The 15844-nt window shown below is 71.9% G+C and carries 19 protein-coding genes; 4 read left to right on the top strand and 15 right to left on the bottom strand.

The window, feature by feature from the left end; all coding sequences use genetic code 11:
* Window positions 1-19: 19 nt before the first annotated feature.
* Both E0L36_RS01310 and E0L36_RS01305 read right to left on the bottom strand, forming a co-directional pair.
* Window positions 20-250, bottom strand: a complete 231-nt coding sequence (locus tag E0L36_RS01310) for a heavy-metal-associated domain-containing protein (RefSeq protein ID WP_219636066.1) — start codon at window positions 248-250, stop codon at window positions 20-22.
* The gene (locus tag E0L36_RS01305; protein ID WP_219636065.1) at window positions 226-801 is read right to left on the bottom strand and encodes a nuclear transport factor 2 family protein; all 576 of its coding nucleotides are present in this window, start codon (window positions 799-801) and stop codon (window positions 226-228) included. Before E0L36_RS01305 ends, E0L36_RS01310 begins: the two co-directional genes overlap by 25 nt.
* Before the next feature lie 99 nt (window positions 802-900).
* Here E0L36_RS01305 and E0L36_RS01300 point away from each other — a divergent pair, with 99 nt between their 5' ends.
* Window positions 901-1512, top strand: a complete 612-nt coding sequence (locus E0L36_RS01300; RefSeq protein ID WP_180927006.1) for a TetR/AcrR family transcriptional regulator — start codon at window positions 901-903, stop codon at window positions 1510-1512.
* 438 nt (window positions 1513-1950) lie between these two features.
* Here the strand turns inward: E0L36_RS01300 and rdgB are convergent, their stop codons facing one another.
* The 5 genes from rdgB to E0L36_RS27295 form a co-directional block, all read right to left on the bottom strand.
* Window positions 1951-2559, bottom strand: a complete 609-nt coding sequence (gene rdgB, locus E0L36_RS01295; RefSeq protein ID WP_180927005.1) for an RdgB/HAM1 family non-canonical purine NTP pyrophosphatase — start codon at window positions 2557-2559, stop codon at window positions 1951-1953.
* A gap of 359 nt (window positions 2560-2918) precedes the next feature.
* A complete protein-coding gene (locus E0L36_RS01290) occupies window positions 2919-3296 on the bottom strand; it encodes a hypothetical protein (protein WP_180927004.1) in 378 nt (125 codons plus the stop codon).
* 127 nt (window positions 3297-3423) lie between these two features.
* Window positions 3424-4149, bottom strand: coding sequence for a ribonuclease PH (rph, locus tag E0L36_RS01285; RefSeq protein ID WP_180927003.1), 726 nt, complete (start codon window positions 4147-4149; stop codon window positions 3424-3426).
* A 289-nt stretch (window positions 4150-4438) separates the two neighbouring features.
* Window positions 4439-4672, bottom strand: a complete 234-nt coding sequence (locus E0L36_RS01280; RefSeq protein ID WP_180927002.1) for a glucose PTS transporter subunit EIIB — start codon at window positions 4670-4672, stop codon at window positions 4439-4441.
* Between the two features lie 818 nt (window positions 4673-5490).
* Window positions 5491-5616: a hypothetical protein gene (locus tag E0L36_RS27295; RefSeq protein WP_258015855.1), complete on the bottom strand. Its 126-nt coding sequence runs from the start codon at window positions 5614-5616 to the stop codon at window positions 5491-5493.
* On the opposite strand from E0L36_RS27295, the gene E0L36_RS01275 reads away from it, so the two are divergent.
* A complete protein-coding gene (locus tag E0L36_RS01275; protein WP_180927001.1) occupies window positions 5609-6889 on the top strand; it encodes a PTS transporter subunit EIIC in 1281 nt (426 codons plus the stop codon). The genes E0L36_RS27295 and E0L36_RS01275 overlap by 8 nt on opposite strands.
* Window positions 6890-7203: 314 nt before the next feature.
* Here the strand turns inward: E0L36_RS01275 and E0L36_RS01270 are convergent, their stop codons facing one another.
* Window positions 7204-7965, bottom strand: a complete 762-nt coding sequence (locus E0L36_RS01270; protein ID WP_180927000.1) for an MBL fold metallo-hydrolase — start codon at window positions 7963-7965, stop codon at window positions 7204-7206.
* Window positions 7966-8186: 221 nt separating this feature from the next.
* Between E0L36_RS01270 and E0L36_RS28425 the strand changes: the two genes are divergently transcribed.
* The gene (locus E0L36_RS28425) at window positions 8187-8837 is read left to right on the top strand and encodes a hypothetical protein (protein ID WP_374705471.1); all 651 of its coding nucleotides are present in this window, start codon (window positions 8187-8189) and stop codon (window positions 8835-8837) included.
* Between the two features lie 331 nt (window positions 8838-9168).
* Window positions 9169-9339, top strand: a complete 171-nt coding sequence (locus E0L36_RS01260) for a hypothetical protein (protein ID WP_180926999.1) — start codon at window positions 9169-9171, stop codon at window positions 9337-9339.
* A 473-nt stretch (window positions 9340-9812) separates the two neighbouring features.
* Here the strand turns inward: E0L36_RS01260 and E0L36_RS01255 are convergent, their stop codons facing one another.
* From E0L36_RS01255 to clpS, 7 genes are all read right to left on the bottom strand, one after another.
* A complete protein-coding gene (locus tag E0L36_RS01255; RefSeq protein WP_180926998.1) occupies window positions 9813-10763 on the bottom strand; it encodes a PLP-dependent cysteine synthase family protein in 951 nt (316 codons plus the stop codon).
* Window positions 10763-11071, bottom strand: a complete 309-nt coding sequence (locus tag E0L36_RS01250; RefSeq protein ID WP_180926997.1) for a MoaD/ThiS family protein — start codon at window positions 11069-11071, stop codon at window positions 10763-10765. The genes E0L36_RS01255 and E0L36_RS01250 overlap by 1 nt, the downstream gene beginning before the upstream one ends.
* 178 nt (window positions 11072-11249) lie before the next feature.
* A complete protein-coding gene (locus E0L36_RS28420) occupies window positions 11250-11360 on the bottom strand; it encodes a putative leader peptide (protein ID WP_374705470.1) in 111 nt (36 codons plus the stop codon).
* A gap of 72 nt (window positions 11361-11432) precedes the next feature.
* Window positions 11433-11858, bottom strand: a complete 426-nt coding sequence (locus E0L36_RS01245) for a Mov34/MPN/PAD-1 family protein (protein ID WP_180926996.1) — start codon at window positions 11856-11858, stop codon at window positions 11433-11435.
* Window positions 11859-12065: 207 nt separating this feature from the next.
* Entirely contained in the window at window positions 12066-13655 is a 1590-nt protein-coding gene (locus E0L36_RS01240) for a sodium:alanine symporter family protein (RefSeq protein ID WP_180926995.1), read from the bottom strand.
* Window positions 13656-14707: 1052 nt separating this feature from the next.
* Window positions 14708-15346 (bottom strand): DUF2017 domain-containing protein, encoded by a 639-nt coding sequence (locus tag E0L36_RS01235; RefSeq protein WP_180926994.1) that lies wholly within the window; start codon window positions 15344-15346, stop codon window positions 14708-14710.
* A complete protein-coding gene (gene clpS, locus E0L36_RS01230) occupies window positions 15346-15657 on the bottom strand; it encodes an ATP-dependent Clp protease adapter ClpS (RefSeq protein WP_180926993.1) in 312 nt (103 codons plus the stop codon). The genes E0L36_RS01235 and clpS overlap by 1 nt, the downstream gene beginning before the upstream one ends.
* Window positions 15658-15844 lie beyond the last annotated feature (187 nt).

Here is a 15844-nt window from a genome sequence, read left to right as displayed (position 1 = left end):
GGCAGCCCCCGGGTGCCGGTCAGTTCCGGCTGACCTCGTACCCGGCGTCCTCGACCGCGTCACGCACCTCGTCCGGGTCGAGTTGGCGTTCGCTGGTGACGATGACGGTTCCGCCCCGCACGTCCACCGTGACGTCGCGGACGCCGTTGATCCGCTCGATCTCGTCGGTCAGGAACCCCACGCAGTGCGCGCAGGCCATCCCGTCGACGGCATAGCGGGACGTGATCACCGCGATCCCTCCGTCCGACACCTCTGGCTCCCCTCGTCGCCCGTGTCACCCCGTTCGCCCGCGCCCGTCGGGTCGCCCGCCTCCAGCGCTTCGTCCGCGCCCCTCGGGTTGTCCGCGTACGGCGGGTTGTCCGCGTACGAGGCGGCGCGGTCGTGGCTCTCCAACTGGTCCTCCTCCGCCGGGGGTTCGTCGGGGAGGGCCCTGGTCAGCTGTACGGAGCGACGCATCAGCCCCTCGGGGGTGAACTCGGCGAACAGGTGCACCTGCGTGGCCACGTCCCGTTTGCGCATCCGGGCGTGGATGGTGAGGCGGGCGGCGATCCGCTGGCCGTCCGCCATGGCCTCGTGCACCTCGTACCGGGCCTCGACGAGGTTTCTGCGGACCGGACGGACGTGCGCGACCAGGCGCTCCCAGTCGAGCGGGACACCGTCGGACAACTGGATGATGTCCGGGGTGTAGTAGCGGCGCATCGCCTCCTCGGGCGGCTGGTCGCCGTGGACCACCTCCTCGGTGAAGGAGGCGAAGAACGCGGCGACGAAACGGTCGGGGGGTAGTGACGCGAGGGATCTCACGGGGCTCCCGTCGATCCGGCGGGGCCGTACCCCGCTACGATCATTGACACCTCTGTAAGGTATGCAGCACCAAGAAAATTGACAAGGGTGTATGAACTGATGTCGTCCGAGGTACCCGAGCGCCGCCGCCGGGCCGACGCCGAACGCAGCAGAACCGCCGTACTCGACGCGGCGATCCGGCTGTTCGCCGAGCAGCCCGACGCGGGGATGGCCGCCGTCGCGCGCACGGCGAACGTCACCCGCCAGACCGTCTACGCCCACTACCGCTCCCGCGAGGAGCTGCTGATCGCCGTCATGGACCGGCTGACCGAGGAGGCGGTCACCGCGATGGACGCGGCCGCACTCGACAGCGGCCCGGCCCCCGACGCCCTGCTACGGCTGCTGGACACCAGCTGGCGGCTGAGCGAACGGCACCCGGTCATCCACCAGGCCGCCACGCTGCCCGCCGCCCGCGAGATCGACCGGAGCCGCCACGAACCCGTCACCGACCGGCTGGTCCGGCTGATCGAACGCGGCCAGCACGCCGGGGAGTTCGACGCCTCGCAGACCCCGTCCTGGCTCGCGGCGACCGTGGTGGCGCTGGGGCACGCGGCGGGCGAGGAAGCCGCCTCCGGGCGGATGACCCACGACGCGGCGGCCGCCGCCCTGCGCGTCTCGGTCCTGCGGGTACTCGGCGCCACCGCACACCCCGGCCAACCCCCCACCACATGACACCCGTCGCACCGACCGTTACCCCGACTCGAAGCCCCCCGTCCCGCAACACCAAGCCGGTGAACCCGAGTTCACGAACCGGGTTCACGACGACGAGCCAGGCTCACGGACGGGACACGGCGACGAGCGGAGTCGCGGCCGGGCCCGCGATGGTGAAGTCGGGGTCACGGGTGGGGTGATGGAGACGCAGACGGATACGGGGAGCCAACGCCACGGACCGGAGACCCGCGACCAGGAACGGCAGGGTTCCCCAACCCACCGGACCCCCAACCCACCGGACCCCGACTCACCGGCTCCCGCAACTCTCCGGACACCGAACTCGCCGGCCCTGGAACTCAGGGATTCCAACTCCGGGTACTCCCCCGGTACTTCCGGTGCCACGGGACTCCCAGTACTTCCAGTACTTCCAGTACTTCCAGTACTCCGGGTACTCCGGGGTCAGTTGAGCAGTTCCTTGATGACGGGGGCCAGCGCCCGGAACGCCTCGCCACGGTGACTGATCGCGTTCTTCTCCTCGGCCGGCATCTCGGCGCACGTACGGGTCTCCCCGAGCGGCTGGAGGATCGGGTCGTATCCGAATCCGCCGCTGCCCGCCGGGGCGTGCCGGAGCGTGCCCGTCAGCCGCCCCTCCACCACCCGCTCGGTGCCGTCCGGCAGGGCGAGCGCGGCGGCACAGGCGAAGTGCGCGCCCCGGTGCGGCTCTTCGATGTCGCCCAGCTGGGCGAGGAGCAGTTCGAGGTTGGCCCGGTCATCGCCGTGCGTCCCCGCCCAGCGGGCGGAGAAGATGCCGGGGGCGCCGCCGAGCACGTCGACGCTGAGGCCGGAGTCATCGGCCACGGCGGGCAGTCCCGTGGCACTGGCCAGGGTGTGCGCCTTCAGCAGGGCGTTCTCCGCGAAGGTGACGCCGGTCTCCCGGACGTCCGGGATCTCCGGGTAGGCGTCCGCGCCCACCAGCTCGAAGTCGAGCCCGGCGTCGGCGAGGATCGCCCGCAGCTCGGTGACCTTGTGGGCGTTGCGGGTGGCGAGGATCAGGCGTGCGGTACTCATACGGCGATTATCCCGCCGCACGTACCGGCGGCTCACCGCCCCGTCCCGTCCCCGTCCCGGCCGGAGGCGGTCCCGGGTCACGGGAAGGGGAGAGGAACGCGGCCGCCCGCCAGGGAACTTGGGCAGAACGGCCGAGCCTGCCCGACCTCGTGCGTGGGAGCCCGCGTACGCCAGGGTCGGGCACGGAGAGGTGGCCGCCGCTCCCCGGGTGGAGGCGGCGGCCGGGAGGTGACGGCCCCGGATGACGGCCCGGACACGGCGGCCGCGAAGGAGCAGTCGGGGCGACGTCAGCCGGTCGGCTGGTCAACCCGGTCAAGCCCGATCAGCCCGGTCGAGCCCGATCAGCCGAGTCAGCCCGATCAGCCCGGTTTGCAGACGGCGGTGAGATCGTCGGCCGCGTCGCCGACCGGTCCCGCCTTCGGGGTGTCGCCCTGCTTCAGGTCCTGCCGGACGCTCTGCACGGCGGACTCCAGGCTCTCCACCGCCTTCCCGACGTCCGCGTCGTCCGTCTCGTCGGAGATCTTCTCCAGGTTGCGGTCGATACGGTCCAGCGACTCCCGCGCCTCGGTCGGGTCCTCGGTGGCGTCGGACACCGCCCGCTGGAGGTCATCGGCCGCCTCGGCCACCACCAGGGCGGTCTTTCCGCAGTCCAGCGCCTTCTCCACGGCGCTACAGGCGAGCACCAGGGGTATGGCGGACGCGGTCAGTACCACGCCGACTATCTTCGAACGGCGCACAGCACCCCTCTCGATATGGACGGGCCGCGTGGTTCGACCCACGCGGCCCGCATCTGTACAGACGAGTGAGACGCGTCCGGAGTTGCCGCTGTCCGCGATGACCTCGGCCACGCTCACCGGAAACGCATTATCGCCCGAGCGCCTCGCGCTGGGCAGCGTCGAGTTGGGCGCACCCGGTGGCCGCCAGATCGAGCAGGGTGTCGAGTTCGGAGCGGGAGAAGGGCTCGGCCTCCGCCGTCCCCTGGACCTCGACGAACCTGCCGTCGCCCGTGCAGACCACGTTCATGTCCGTGTCGGCCCGCACGTCCTCCTCGTAACGCAGGTCGAGCAGCGGCTCCCCGTCCACGATGCCGACACTGACCGCCGAGACGGTTCCGGTGAGCGGCTGGAACTTGGCCTTGACGAGCTTCTTCCGCTGGGCCCAGGCCACCGCGTCGGCCAGTGCGACGTAGGCGCCGGTGATCGCCGCCGTCCGGGTACCGCCGTCGGCCTGGAGGACGTCGCAGTCGAGCACCACGGTGTTCTCGCCGAGCGCCTTGAAGTCCACCACCGCGCGGAGCGAACGCCCGATCAGCCGGGAGATCTCGTGCGTGCGCCCGCCGATCTTGCCGCGGACGGACTCGCGGTCGCCCCGGGTGTTGGTCGACCGGGGCAGCATCGCGTACTCGGCGGTGACCCAGCCCTCCCCACTGCCCTTCCGCCACCGTGGGACGCCCTCGGTCAGGCTCGCGGTGCACAGCACCCTGGTGTCCCCGAAGGACACCAGCACCGAGCCTTCGGCGTGCTTGCTCCAGTCCCGTTCAATGCCGATGGGGCGCAGCTGGTCGGCCGTCCGACCGTCGATACGTGACATGGCACGAGCCTAGCCGGGCCAGACGGGCACTCAGCACGGACGAAGCCCCGGGCCCCGGCACCGGCCCGGCACCGGAGCCGAGACCGGAGGCCACGGCTGGGGCGCTGAACGGGGAGCCCGGAAACTGGGAGCTGGCACGGGGAGCGCGGAGCTGGCGGCTGGGGATGGGGGATGGTTTCCGGTGAGCGGCGCTCTTACGGGAGGTCGCCGCACCGGTAGGAGAGCAGCGCCCCCAGAGGAGTGCGGCGCTCTCGCATGAGTGCGTCGCACTCCGACGAGATCGGTGCTCTCAGAGAAGGTCGGCGATCTCTCCGGCGATCGGATCGGCGTCGGTTCCGATGACGACCTGCACGGCGGAACCCATCTTGACGACGCCGTGCGCCCCGGCGGCCTTCAGCGCTGCCTCGTCCACCAGTCCCGGGTTGTCGACCTCGGTCCGTAGCCGGGTGATGCAGCCCTCGACCTCAAGGATGTTCTCCAGTCCACCGAGCCCGGCGACGATCTTCTCAGCCTTGCTGGCCATCTGCTTCTCCTGGTCTCTCGGCCCGGGTCGTCGCGACGCGCGGGGAGCGCGGCGGGTCGGGTCGTTGGGGGTTTCCGGCTCCGCTCCCGCCCAGGTGGGGACGGGGCCCCGGTCGGAGGACGGACGCGGTGGCGGGCGTTTTTCACGGTAGCGCACGCCCATCCGCGCTCCCGGTATCCGGTCTCGTCCCGAGGTGCGGAGCACCGCGTGGTGGTCTACACCACGAGTATGAGCCGTTCCGAGACGTACCCGCTTCCGTGGCGGACCGACCGTGGCGAGCCGCCGGTAGCGGCGTACGCACGGGCGGGCCCGGGCCGCCGGGCGTGGGCGTCGCGAAGGTGCGGACGTCCGCCCTGAGCGGCCGTGCCCCGCCGTCCCGTCGGGGCAGCCCACCCCGTCCGGCCACCCGACCGGCGCACCGGGCACGATCGCCCCGCCCCGGCCCCACCCATCGTCGGCAGCGTCGGCGGCGTCCCACGGACAGGGCCAGGCGAGCGGGCGGCCTCGCCCGTACGGAACGGCGGGGTGTCCCGTCGCAGGCCACATACCCCCTCGTCGCACCCCCCGTCCCCTGCTCCCCCGTCCGCGCTCTCCTGTCCCCGCACCGCGGCCGTCGCACCGACCGCGTCGGGACACCGCTCTCGCCGCCACGCTGTCGCCGTCGCCACTGCACCACCACCGCCCCCATACCGCCGCCGGCGTCACAGCACCGCAGTCGGCATCGCGCCAACGTCGTGGGCACGGCGCAGCGCCGGTGCCCTCACCGCGCCGCTGTCGCCGTCACGCCGCCGTCACCGTCACACCATCTCGTCGTCCCGTCACCCCGTCACCCCGTCGTCTTCGACGTCCTCGACGTTCCCGACGTCCTCGCACCGCGACGCGCTCGGCGGAGCAGTATCCGAGGCGCGCTCGTGGAAGGCCCCCTGGAGGAAGCTGATGTCCACGCCGAGTACCCCGGACGGCGACGAGCGCGGCCGGGCCTCCCGCGCGCTGGCCGTGGCCCAGCGCATCGGCCGGAGCCTGATGCTGCCGATCGCCACCCTCCCGGCGGCGGCGCTGATGGTCCGGCTCGGCCAGGACGACATGCTGGGCCGCCCCAACTTCCCCCAGGCCATCGGCCGGATCGCCCAGTTCCTGGCGGCGGGGGGCGGGGCGCTGCTGGACAATCTGCCGCTGCTGTTCGCGGTCGGCATCGCGGTGGGCTTCGCCCGGCGGTCGGACGGTTCGACCGGGCTGGCGGCCGTGGTCGGCTACCTGGTCTTCCAGAACGTGCTGGAGGCGTTCACGGACGGCAGCGCGCCGAAGGTCGAGGCAGTGCGGGACGGCAAGGTCGTCGAGGTGGCGCCGCCGGTGGACGCCGGGGTGCTCGGCGGTGTCGTCATGGGCATCGTGGTGGCCCTGCTGTACCAGCGCTACCACCGCAAGAAGCTCCCCGACTGGCTGGGGTTCTTCGGCGGGCGCAGGCTGGTGCCGATCCTGTCCTCCTTCGCGGGGCTGCTCATCGGCGTGATCTTCGGCTACGTCTGGCCGGTGGTCGGCACCGGGCTGCACAACTTCGGTGAGTGGCTGGTCGGTTCGGGCTCGATCGGGGCGGGCATCTACGGCGTCGCGAACCGGGCCCTCATCCCCGTCGGGATGCACCACCTACTCAACTCGTTCCCGTGGTTCCAGGCGGGCGCCTGGAAGGACCAGGGCTCGACCTACCACGGGGACATCGCCCGCTTCCTGCACGGCGACCCCACCGCCGGGCAGTTCATGACCGGCTTCTTCCCGATCATGATGTTCGCGCTGCCCGCGGCCTGTCTGGCGATCTACCACTGCGCGCGGCCCGAGCGCCGCAAGGCCGTCGGTGGTCTGATGCTGTCGCTGGCGCTCACCGCGTTCGTCACCGGGGTCACCGAACCCATCGAGTTCAGCTTCATGTTCATCGCCCCGGTGCTGTACGCGATCCACGCGGTGCTGACCGGTGTCTCCCTGGCGGTGGCCTGGGCGCTGGGCGCGAAGGACGGGTTCGGATTCTCGGCGGGCGCCATCGACTTCCTGCTGAATCTCGGCATCGCCACCAAGCCCTGGCTGCTGGTGCTGCTCGGCCTCGGCTTCGCGGTGGTCTACTACGTCATCTTCCGCTTCGCGATCGTCCGGTGGAACCTGCCGACGCCGGGGCGGGAGCCCGAGGAGGAGGCGGAGGAGCAGGAGAAGCAGCAGTACCGGCCGTAAGCCCACCGGCGGGTGCGCGCCGGGGCGCGCCGCCCGCGGCGGGGGGCGTCTCACCGAGGTCGTCTCACCGAGACCCCCGGGCGGACCGCCCCCGTTCGGGGACTCGCCTCGCCGATCGCCCTCGGCCGGGTTCCCAGCAGGGGGCTCAGCCCCACGGGCTCCCGGCGCGTCCGGCGCCTCCCGGTGCGGCCCCGGTGGATACGCGAGTCGCGGCAGGCCCGCGGATCCCACGGGTCCCGGCGGCCACGACGCATCGTCGCGGACCCCCGCGGGCTCCGGCGGTTCCTCGGCGGTCGCGCTGGTGGGGCGGCGGGCTACAGCTCGTACACCGCGTCGGGACGGGCCAGTTCGACCGGGCCGTCGAAGACGGTCTTGGCGTCCCGCAGGTTGATCTGCCCGTCCGTCCACGGCGGCACGTGGGTGAGTACCAGCCGCCCGGCCCCGGCGCGCGCGGCGAGTTCGCCCGCTTCCCGGCCGTTCAGGTGCAGGTCCGGGATGTTCTCCTTGCCGTGCGTGAAGGACGCCTCGCACAGGAACAGGTCGGCGCCGGTGGCCAGCGTCTCCAGCGCCCGGCTCGGCCCGGAGTCGCCGGAGTAGACCAACGTCCGTCCGGTGGCACGGTGTTCGATCCGGAAGGCGTACGCCTCCACGGGGTGCGCCACCCGCTCGGTGCGCACGGTGAACGGGCCCAGCTCGAAGCGGTCGCGCGGGGCGAGCGTCCGGAAGTCGAACACCTCGCTCAGGGCGGTGTCGTGGGGGGTGTCGCCGTAGGCGGTCGCCAGCCGCCGCTCGGTGCCCTCCGGCCCGTACACCGGGATCTGCGGGCAACGGCCGCCGTCGTGCCGGTAGTAGCGGGCGACGAAGTACCCGCACATGTCGATGCAGTGGTCGGCGTGGAGGTGGCTGAGCGCCACCGCGTCCAGGTCGTAGAGGCCGCAGTGGCGCTGGAGGGCGCCGAGGGCGCCGTTGCCCATGTCGAGCAGGAGCCGGTAGCCGTCGGCCTCGACGAGGTAGCTGGAGCACGCCGAGTCGGGAGAGGGGAACGACCCGGAGCAGCCGACGACGATGAGCTTCATGGAGCGGAACCTCCGTTGACGGCAGCGGGAGCGGGGCGGCCCCGGTGTCTCTCTCGGCGGGACTTCCGAGCGTAAGCCGCGCGGGTCGCGCTGGCTCCTCCGTCCGGCTGTGGTGTGGGCGGAATCACCAGCGCGGGGTACCGTCGGAAGCCCGTGGATCTTGTGCGGCCGAGGGCCCCACGGCCGCCTGGCTGGTCGCGCCGGAAGGGACGGATGCCGGTATGGACACCTCCTGGTGGCTGGCGCTGGGCGCGGTCGTGGTGCTGGCCCTGGTTGCGGCGTTGGTGGACGGGGTCGGGCGGCTCAACCGTCCGTCGCGCGGCAGACGCCCACCGCCGGGGGCCCGCCCTCCGGACCCACTGCCCCGGCCGGGTGAGCTGTGGTGGGCGCGGGCCCCCGCCCGCGAGCCGGAGTCTCCTCGGGGCACGACCGAAGCGCCGGACGGTTCCGGGTCCCCCTCCGCCCGGGACACGGGCCGCGAGACGGATCGCGAGACGGGACACGAGACAGGACGCGGGACGGGACACGAGACAGGACGCGGGACGGGACGCGGGACGGGACGCGGGACGGGCCGGGCCGAGCTCGGAGAGCGGGCGCGGGAGCCCGGGGAGCGGCCCTGTCTGGTGCTCGCGGTGGGCGGCGGGGTCGTACGGGTCGCCTGGGTCAGTGCCGCGGAATCCGGCGCGGAGTCGCGAGTGGACCGCCCCGGGACGGTGCCGCTGCCGCCGGGGGCGCTCACCGGACGCCACGGGCCGTGCCCGGGCCGGGTGGAGACGGAACGGCTCGGCGAACTGCCGCTGTGGGACCTACGTCACCGCGAGGGCGAACTGCCGCCGGAGGTCTGGGAACAGGTCGAGCACCTCGCGGACTGACGGGAGAACCAGCCCCGGCCGAACCAGCCCCGACCGACGCACGGACCGGCTCGCGAGCTGGCCCACGGGCTGGCTCGGGGTCGGCCCACGACCTGGCTCGGGGGCTGACTCGTACGGTGAGACGCTCGGCTCAACTACTGGGACGGTCGCGTGGGATGAGGAGGGCGACTGGGTCGTCCGGCGTCTCCCGGAGCCCGCGTGGCGGCGCGGCGCCCCGCACCTCGGCGGCGGGATCCCCGGCGCCTGCGGATCCACGCTCGTCCGGGAGGAGGCGTCGCACCCCTGGGCGCTGAGCTGCCGCTGGGAGATCCACCCCGACCAGCACGTCGAGGTGTCCGACCTCCTCCGCTGGCTGGCCGGGCGGCTGCCGGACGATAGCGACCTCTTCGGCTGTCCGCGCTGGTACGAGGAGAGCCAGCCGGACCTGTGGCTTCGCCTGCGGGAGGAGAGGGTGACCGCCTACCAGGACGGCGAACAGGTCCCGCTGCCCTGGGAGGAGTGACCCGCCGGGGGGAAGTGGCCCGGGATGCCGGGAGGGCCCCGGAACAGCGGAGCGACCACCTCCGCGAGCGGACCCACGCCAGCCACCGGCCCGTTGCCGCGGGCCCCGGCGACGGACCCGAGCACCGGATCCGGGGGGCAACTCCGGTGGCTCACCCCGGTGTTCGTCCCCAGCGCTCCCATGGGGTGCGCCGTGCCGACGAGTTCGGCGGACGCCACAGGAGCGGCTCGCGGCGCCGGTGCCCGGCCCGGGCGACACGTCCGGGCAGAGGGCCGGGGTGCCGGACGGGACGCCCGGGAGGTCACCTGATCCCACGTCCCGGCGCCTGTCCCGGAGTTGGCTGTCCCAGCGCCAACCCGAGTTGACCGTCCGGCGTCGGTCCGGGAGTTGGCGGTCCCGGGGTTGACCGCCCCGACGTCAGCCCCGAGTTGACCGCCGCGTACCAGGACGCGGGGTCAGGCCAGGACGCGGGGTCAGGCCCAGAGTTGGCCCTGGAGCGTCTCGACGGCCGCCTCGGTGGACTCGGCGGTGTAGACGCCGGTCGACAGGTACTTCCAGCCGCCGTCCGCCACCACGAAGGCGATGTCCGCCCGTTCCTCCGCGCGCACCGCCTTGCGGGCCACGCCCAGCGCCGCGTGCAGTGCCGCGCCGGTGGAGATGCCCGCGAAGATGCCCTCCTCGGTGAGGAGTTCGCGGGTACGGCGTACCGCGTCCGCCGAGCCGACGGAGAAGCGGGAGGTGAGCACGGACTCGTCGTACAGCTCCGGGACGAAGCCCTCGTCGAGGTTCCGCAGCCCGTACACCAGGTCGTCGTAGCGCGGCTCGGCCGCGACGATCCGCACCTCGGGGCGCTGTTCGCGCAGGTAGCGGCCGACGCCCATCAGCGTGCCGGTGGTGCCGAGTCCGGCGACGAAGTGCGTCACCGAGGGCAGGTCGGCGAGGATCTCCGGGCCGGTGGTGGCGTAGTGCGCACCGGCGTTGTCGGGGTTGCCGTACTGGTAGAGCATGACCCAGTCCGGGTGCTCGGCGGCCAGCTCCTTCGCCCGCCGCACCGCCGTGTTCGAGCCACCGGCGGCCGGGGACGGGATGATCTCCGCGCCCCACATCGCGAGCAGTTGGCGCCGCTCCTCGCTGGTGTTCTCCGGCATGACGCAGACGATCCGGTAGCCCTTGAGCTTGGCCGCCATGGCCAGCGAGATCCCGGTGTTCCCGGAGGTCGGCTCCAGGATGGTGCGGCCCGGGGCGAGCCGCCCGTCCTTCTCCGCCTGCTCGATCATGTGCAGAGCGGGGCGGTCCTTGACCGATCCCGTCGGGTTCCGGTCCTCCAGCTTCGCCCAGACGCGGACGTCCGGCGTGGGCGAGAGGCGCGGGAGACACACCAGCGGGGTGTTGCCCACGGCGGCCAGGGGCGAGTCGAATCGCATCAGCGCGGTCCGCCGTACGACGCCGGGGTCCCGGCGCTGCCGCCCGCGACGGCCGGGAGGATGGTCACGTTGTCACCGTCGTCCAGCGGCGTCTCGATGCCCTTGATGAACCGGACGTCCTCGTCGTTCAGGTAGACGTTGACGAAGCGGCGCAGTTCGCCGCCGTCCATCAGCCGCTCCTTGATGCCCGGGTGCCGGGAGTCCAGGTCGTCGAAGAGTCCGGCGAGGGTGGCGCCCTCGCCCGCGACGGCCTTCTGACCGTCGGTGTAGGTGCGGAGGATGGTCGGGATGCGGACCTCGATGGCCATGGGGGCTCCTGTCGGAATGGGTGCGGAGGGGCTGCTGCGTGCGGATGCGTGCGGAGCGTTCCAGACGCGCGGCAGAGTGCCACCGGACGGACCGGTGCGCCGGACGCACGGTGACCTCCCCCGCGGGGGCGGGGTCCGGGGCCTGGACTGAGCGCTGGAGCGGACGTGCGCGCGGCGGTCAGCGGGCGGGACACATGGCGCTGGCCAGCCGGCAGAGATCGACGTGCAGACGCGCCACGAGCAGCATGCCCGGGGTCCTCTCGAATGCGCTCACGTCGTGGACAACCATGGGCTCATCGTAACGATTCCCGGTCCGGGATGCGCAGAGTCATCTCAGGCTCCGGACCGAACCGTCTCAGAATCAGTAGGAGGCCACGATCTGGACCTCTTCCTCAGTCACTTCCCCATCCACGATGCGATACGACCGGAAGGTGAAGGGGCCCTCCTCGTTCCCGCACTCGGCGGTCGACACCAGGACGTAGTGGGCGCCCGGCTCGCTCGCGAGCCCGATGTCGGTCCGCGAGGGGTACGCCTCGGTCGCGGTGTGCGAGTGGTAGATGACGACCGGCTCCTCGTCCCGGTCGTCCATGTCCCGGTAGAGCCTGAGCAGATCGGCCGAGTCGAACTCGTAGAAGGTGGGCGAGCGCGCGGCGTTCAGCATGGGGATGAACCGCTCGGGGCGGCCGGTGCCCGCCGGCCCCGCGACGACCCCGCAGGCCTCGTCGGGGTGGTCCTGCCGGGCGTGCGCCACGATCTGGTCGTGCAGCTCCTGGGTGATGGTCAGCATGGCGCTCAGGATAAGCACGGGACTTCCGGGAGGGGAGAGCCACCTCGGCGCGCGACGGCGCCCCGGGGCGGTGACCGCCCCGGGGCGCCGTGCTGGAACCCCCTCCGGGTTCCGTGAACCCCTCCGGGTCCGGGAACTCCCTTCCCGGACCCGTGGACCCTTCCCAGGTCCGTGAACCCCCTTCGGGGTCCGTGCGCCGGGCGTGGGTCAGGGAGCCTTGGCGGGCGGTGCCGTGCCCTCGCTCTCCTCCCGCGCCGCCTCGTCGCGCTCTATGTCCTCCTCGGACTCTCCGGCGTCCCGCCGCCGGACGAACTCCAGAACCTTCCGCAGCTCCCGCTTCACCACGGGCATCAGCAGATAGAGCCCGATGATGTTGAAGAGCGCCGCCGCGAAGAGCGCCGCGTCGGAGAGCGAGACCAGGGTGTCCAACGAGAGCAGCGCCCCGCTGATGACCACCACGCTGAAGACGGCCTTGTAGATGGTGGCCGAGGTGGCGGAGTTGCCGAACATGTACGTCCAGCTCTTGAGCCCGTAGTAGCTCCAGGTCAGCAGCGTGGAGAAGGCGAAGAGCAGCACCGCGACGGTCAGGAGGTACGGGAACCAGGGCAGCGCCGTGTCGAAGGCGTCCGAGGTCACCGAGATGCCGTTGCTGGTGCTGCCGTCGACCTCGCGGCCCTCGATGGCCGCGTCCCGCAGGGCCTCGTACTTCGGGCCACCCGCGATGATCACCGTCAGCGCGGTCATGGTGCAGATGACGACGGTGTCGACGAACGGTTCCAGCGAGGCGACGAGGCCCTCGGTGGCCGGGCGCTTCGTCTTCACGGCCGCGTGCGCGATCGGCGCCGAGCCGATGCCCGCCTCGTTGGACCAGGCGGCCCGCTGGAAGCCGACGATCAGCGCGCCCAGAAGGCCACCGGCGACACCCTGCGGGTTGAACGCCTCGACCACGATGGTGCGCAGCGCGCCCGGCACGTCGGTGATGTTGAAGCTGATCACCAGCAGACAGGCCACCACGTAGAGGATGGCCATGCTGGGCACCAGGCGGCTGGTGACCCGCCCGATGGCCCGCACCCCGCCGATCAGCACCAGCGCGATCAGCGCGGCGAAGATCACGCCGAACAGGATGCTGCCGCCGGAGGTGCTGAAGAAGCTGTTCTCCTCACCGGTGACCGAGGTCAGCTGCTCCAGGCTCTGGTTGACCTGGAAGAGGTTCCCGCCGAAGAAGGCGAAGAGCAGGATCATCGCGGCGCTGCACGCGGCCAGCACCTTGCCGAGGTTGGGGAGTCCGCGCTCCGCCAGGCCCCGGGTGAGGTACTGCATGGGGCCACCGGAGACGGTGCCGTCCGGATGGATGGTGCGGTACTTCACGCCGAGCGTGCACTCGGTGAACTTGGTCGCCATGCCGACGAACCCACAGGCGATCATCCAGAACGTGGCTCCCGGGCCGCCGATCGACACCGCGATGGCCACACCAGCGATGTTGCCGAGCCCGACGGTGCCGGAGACGGCCGAGGTCAGCGCCTGGAAGTGGCTGAGTTCGCCGGGTGCGTCCTTCTGGTCGTACTTGCCGCGCACCAGCCGGATCGCCGTCCGCATGTAGCGGACCTGGACGAACCCGAAGTAGGCGGTGAACAGGACACCCGCGATGACGAGCCACGCCACCATCAGGGGCAGGTTGGCCCCGGTTCCGGGGACGGTGACCTCGTAGAACACGAGGTCGTTCATGAAGGTCGCTACGGGTTCGACCACCTCGTTGATGGTCTTGTCGACTTTGTCGGTCCAGGATTCGCTTGCCATCGACAACCTTTGGCTTGGCGGTTCGGGGACGTGACTCCACGAGCGGAAACCCCGAAGTGCCACGGAGACGACCCCATTCTCGGTGTTTCTCCGCGTTATCAGTTCACCGCGGCGGAGTCTCCGATGTCCCCCGCGAAAGTCAAAGCCCCACGTGGAGAACCGGATTGGGAGTTCTTATCACGCAGAGCGAACCGCGTCACGTGAACCCTGACCCTCGTCCGCGTGACGGAAGGTACCAGCCGGGAGGTGCGCCCACATAGTGGACTGATTGTCCGCATCCCGGCTCGCAGTGACCGATTAACGGGAATCGGGCGATTACGGATCGTAGTGACACCCCGTGCGCGACGGGGCACGAGGCGGCGGCCGCGGGATCGCCACACCCCTCCACACCCGGCGGAATTCCCTCCTCCAGAATTCCCGTCCCGAATCAGCACCAACGGTGCTGATTCACCGTCAGCCGGTGGGATCCGGCATCCCACCGCAAGAGACACTTTCCTCGCTACATACGGAGGGAATGGGCTCGCGAATCCACCGGGAACGAGTTCCGCACACCGGACGGAATCCCCTCGGAGGACAGCATTTCCACCCCGTCCCGAACGCCCGTCCGTCTCCCGGGGGAACTCGCCGCGAGGTCCGCGGGGGAACTCCGGCGGGAAGAACTCCGCGCGGGTGACCCCCGGTCGCGAACGGAAGGCGAGGCGCGCGAGAGATGCGAGGCGAACGGGGCGCGGGGCAGTCCGAGTACGGGACAGGCCAGGCCGCCGTCCACCGGAGACCGCCCGCCGGACGGACCCGTGGCACGGACAACCCGTGGCACGGATGACGGGGAGCGGCGCCCGGGGACGGCCCGGCCGGGCACCGCACGGACGCGCGGCAACTCCCGGCGGACCGGAGGGAGTTCGGACACGTTCGGACACGTTCGAAGGCGGACACCCCCGGCGGCCCGGTCGTCCCCGCACCCCGGAGCCCAGCCGCGCCCAGCCGAGCCCCGGATTTCAGGAGGGGGCCCGGGAGTTCAGGGGGTCGGGCGGCCCGGGCGAGCCCGGGAGGCGTCAGGCGAGCAGGGTCTCGACCAGGGTCTCCTGGAGTCCGCCCAGCCAGAGGTAGGCCATCACCATCGGCTTGCGCGGATCGGAGTCGGGCAGCCGGTACAGCGCACCCCCGTCGTCCTCGTCGCTGACCTCCAGGCGGGTGCCGATGGCCAGCCGCAGGTCGTTCAGGGCGCCGAGCCAGCGGCGGGACTCCTCGGGGGTGAGGGTCAGCACCGCTCCGCCGTCCCCGCCGGGGGTCAGCGCGTCCAGCGAGCGCACCACGGCGAGGCCGTCGGAACGCTTCCGCTCGCGCAGGTCCAGTTCGGTGTAGCGGCGGAACTCGGCGGACAGCTCCCGGTCCTCCTTCTCCGCCTCGCCCCCCGCGGCGGCACCGGAGCCCCCGGGCCCCGCGGGGCCGCCGCCGGCCGGGCCGGGTCCGTAGGCGTTCGGGAAGAGCCGGGCGAGCACCGGATCGGAGGGCGGCTCACTCGGCCCCTCCGCGAACAGCGCGTCCAGCGGGTCCCGCGCCGCGTCCGGCTCCTCGCCGGGGCCGATCAGCTCCAGCAGCTGCACGGCGAGGCTGCGCAGGATGGAGATCTCCACCTCGTCCAGCGCGATGGCGGCTCCGCCGTCCTCCGACGGCTCGAAGTGACCCGCCATCAGCGTTCCCGCTGGAGGGTCGCCCAGAGGCCGTAGCCGTGCATCGCCTGCACGTCGCGCTCCATTTCCTCGCGGCTCCCACTGGAGACGATGGCCCGGCCCTTGTGGTGCACGTCCAGCATCAGCTTCTTCGCCTTGTCCTTCGGATAGCCGAAGTACGCCTGGAAAACATAGGTCACGTAGCTCATGAGGTTGACCGGGTCGTTGTGCACGACCGTCACCCAGGGCACGTCGGGCTCGGGGACCTCCATGGGCTGCTCGGCCGACTCGGGGCGCTCGATCTCGGTGGGGGCAACACTCACGTGTCCCATGCTGCCACCCACCTGGCCCGCCCGCCCAAACGGCTCCGGCCCGGGTCCGGTCAGCGCCGGTCCCGGCCCGGTCGACGCCCCGGCCACGACCCCGCCCGCCGTCCGGCACGGCAGCGGCCTGGCACCGGTCTGGCGCCGGTCCGGGTCGCCCACGGCCGACGGTCACCCCGAATATCGTCAGGCTGAC

The sequence above is a fragment of the Streptomyces sp. AJS327 genome (assembly GCF_013450295.1).
Lineage (GTDB): Bacteria > Actinomycetota > Actinomycetes > Streptomycetales > Streptomycetaceae > Streptomyces.
The sequence above is the reverse complement of the archived record's forward strand: the minus strand, read 5'-3'. Positions and strand labels throughout refer to the sequence as shown.

Excerpts from the sequence above, each read along its gene's own strand:
- E0L36_RS01275 (WP_180927001.1), top strand. The coding sequence starts at position 5,609 with ATGTCCACGCCGAGTACCCCGGACGGCGACGAGCGCGGCCGGGCCTCC.
- E0L36_RS01240 (WP_180926995.1), bottom strand. The coding sequence starts at position 13,655 with ATGGCAAGCGAATCCTGGACCGACAAAGTCGACAAGACCATCAACGAG.
- clpS (WP_180926993.1), bottom strand. The coding sequence starts at position 15,657 with ATGGGACACGTGAGTGTTGCCCCCACCGAGATCGAGCGCCCCGAGTCG.
- rph (WP_180927003.1), bottom strand. The coding sequence starts at position 4,149 with ATGTCACGTATCGACGGTCGGACGGCCGACCAGCTGCGCCCCATCGGC.
- E0L36_RS01245 (WP_180926996.1), bottom strand. The coding sequence starts at position 11,858 with ATGCTGACCATCACCCAGGAGCTGCACGACCAGATCGTGGCGCACGCC.
- E0L36_RS01300 (WP_180927006.1), top strand. The coding sequence starts at position 901 with ATGTCGTCCGAGGTACCCGAGCGCCGCCGCCGGGCCGACGCCGAACGC.
- rdgB (WP_180927005.1), bottom strand. The coding sequence starts at position 2,559 with ATGAGTACCGCACGCCTGATCCTCGCCACCCGCAACGCCCACAAGGTC.
- E0L36_RS01235 (WP_180926994.1), bottom strand. The coding sequence starts at position 15,346 with ATGGCGGGTCACTTCGAGCCGTCGGAGGACGGCGGAGCCGCCATCGCG.
- E0L36_RS01255 (WP_180926998.1), bottom strand. The coding sequence starts at position 10,763 with ATGCGATTCGACTCGCCCCTGGCCGCCGTGGGCAACACCCCGCTGGTG.
- E0L36_RS01280 (WP_180927002.1), bottom strand. The coding sequence starts at position 4,672 with ATGGCCAGCAAGGCTGAGAAGATCGTCGCCGGGCTCGGTGGACTGGAG.
- E0L36_RS28420 (WP_374705470.1), bottom strand. The coding sequence starts at position 11,360 with ATGGTTGTCCACGACGTGAGCGCATTCGAGAGGACCCCGGGCATGCTG.
- E0L36_RS01270 (WP_180927000.1), bottom strand. The coding sequence starts at position 7,965 with ATGAAGCTCATCGTCGTCGGCTGCTCCGGGTCGTTCCCCTCTCCCGAC.
- E0L36_RS28425 (WP_374705471.1), top strand. The coding sequence starts at position 8,187 with ATGGACACCTCCTGGTGGCTGGCGCTGGGCGCGGTCGTGGTGCTGGCC.
- E0L36_RS01250 (WP_180926997.1), bottom strand. The coding sequence starts at position 11,071 with ATGGCCATCGAGGTCCGCATCCCGACCATCCTCCGCACCTACACCGAC.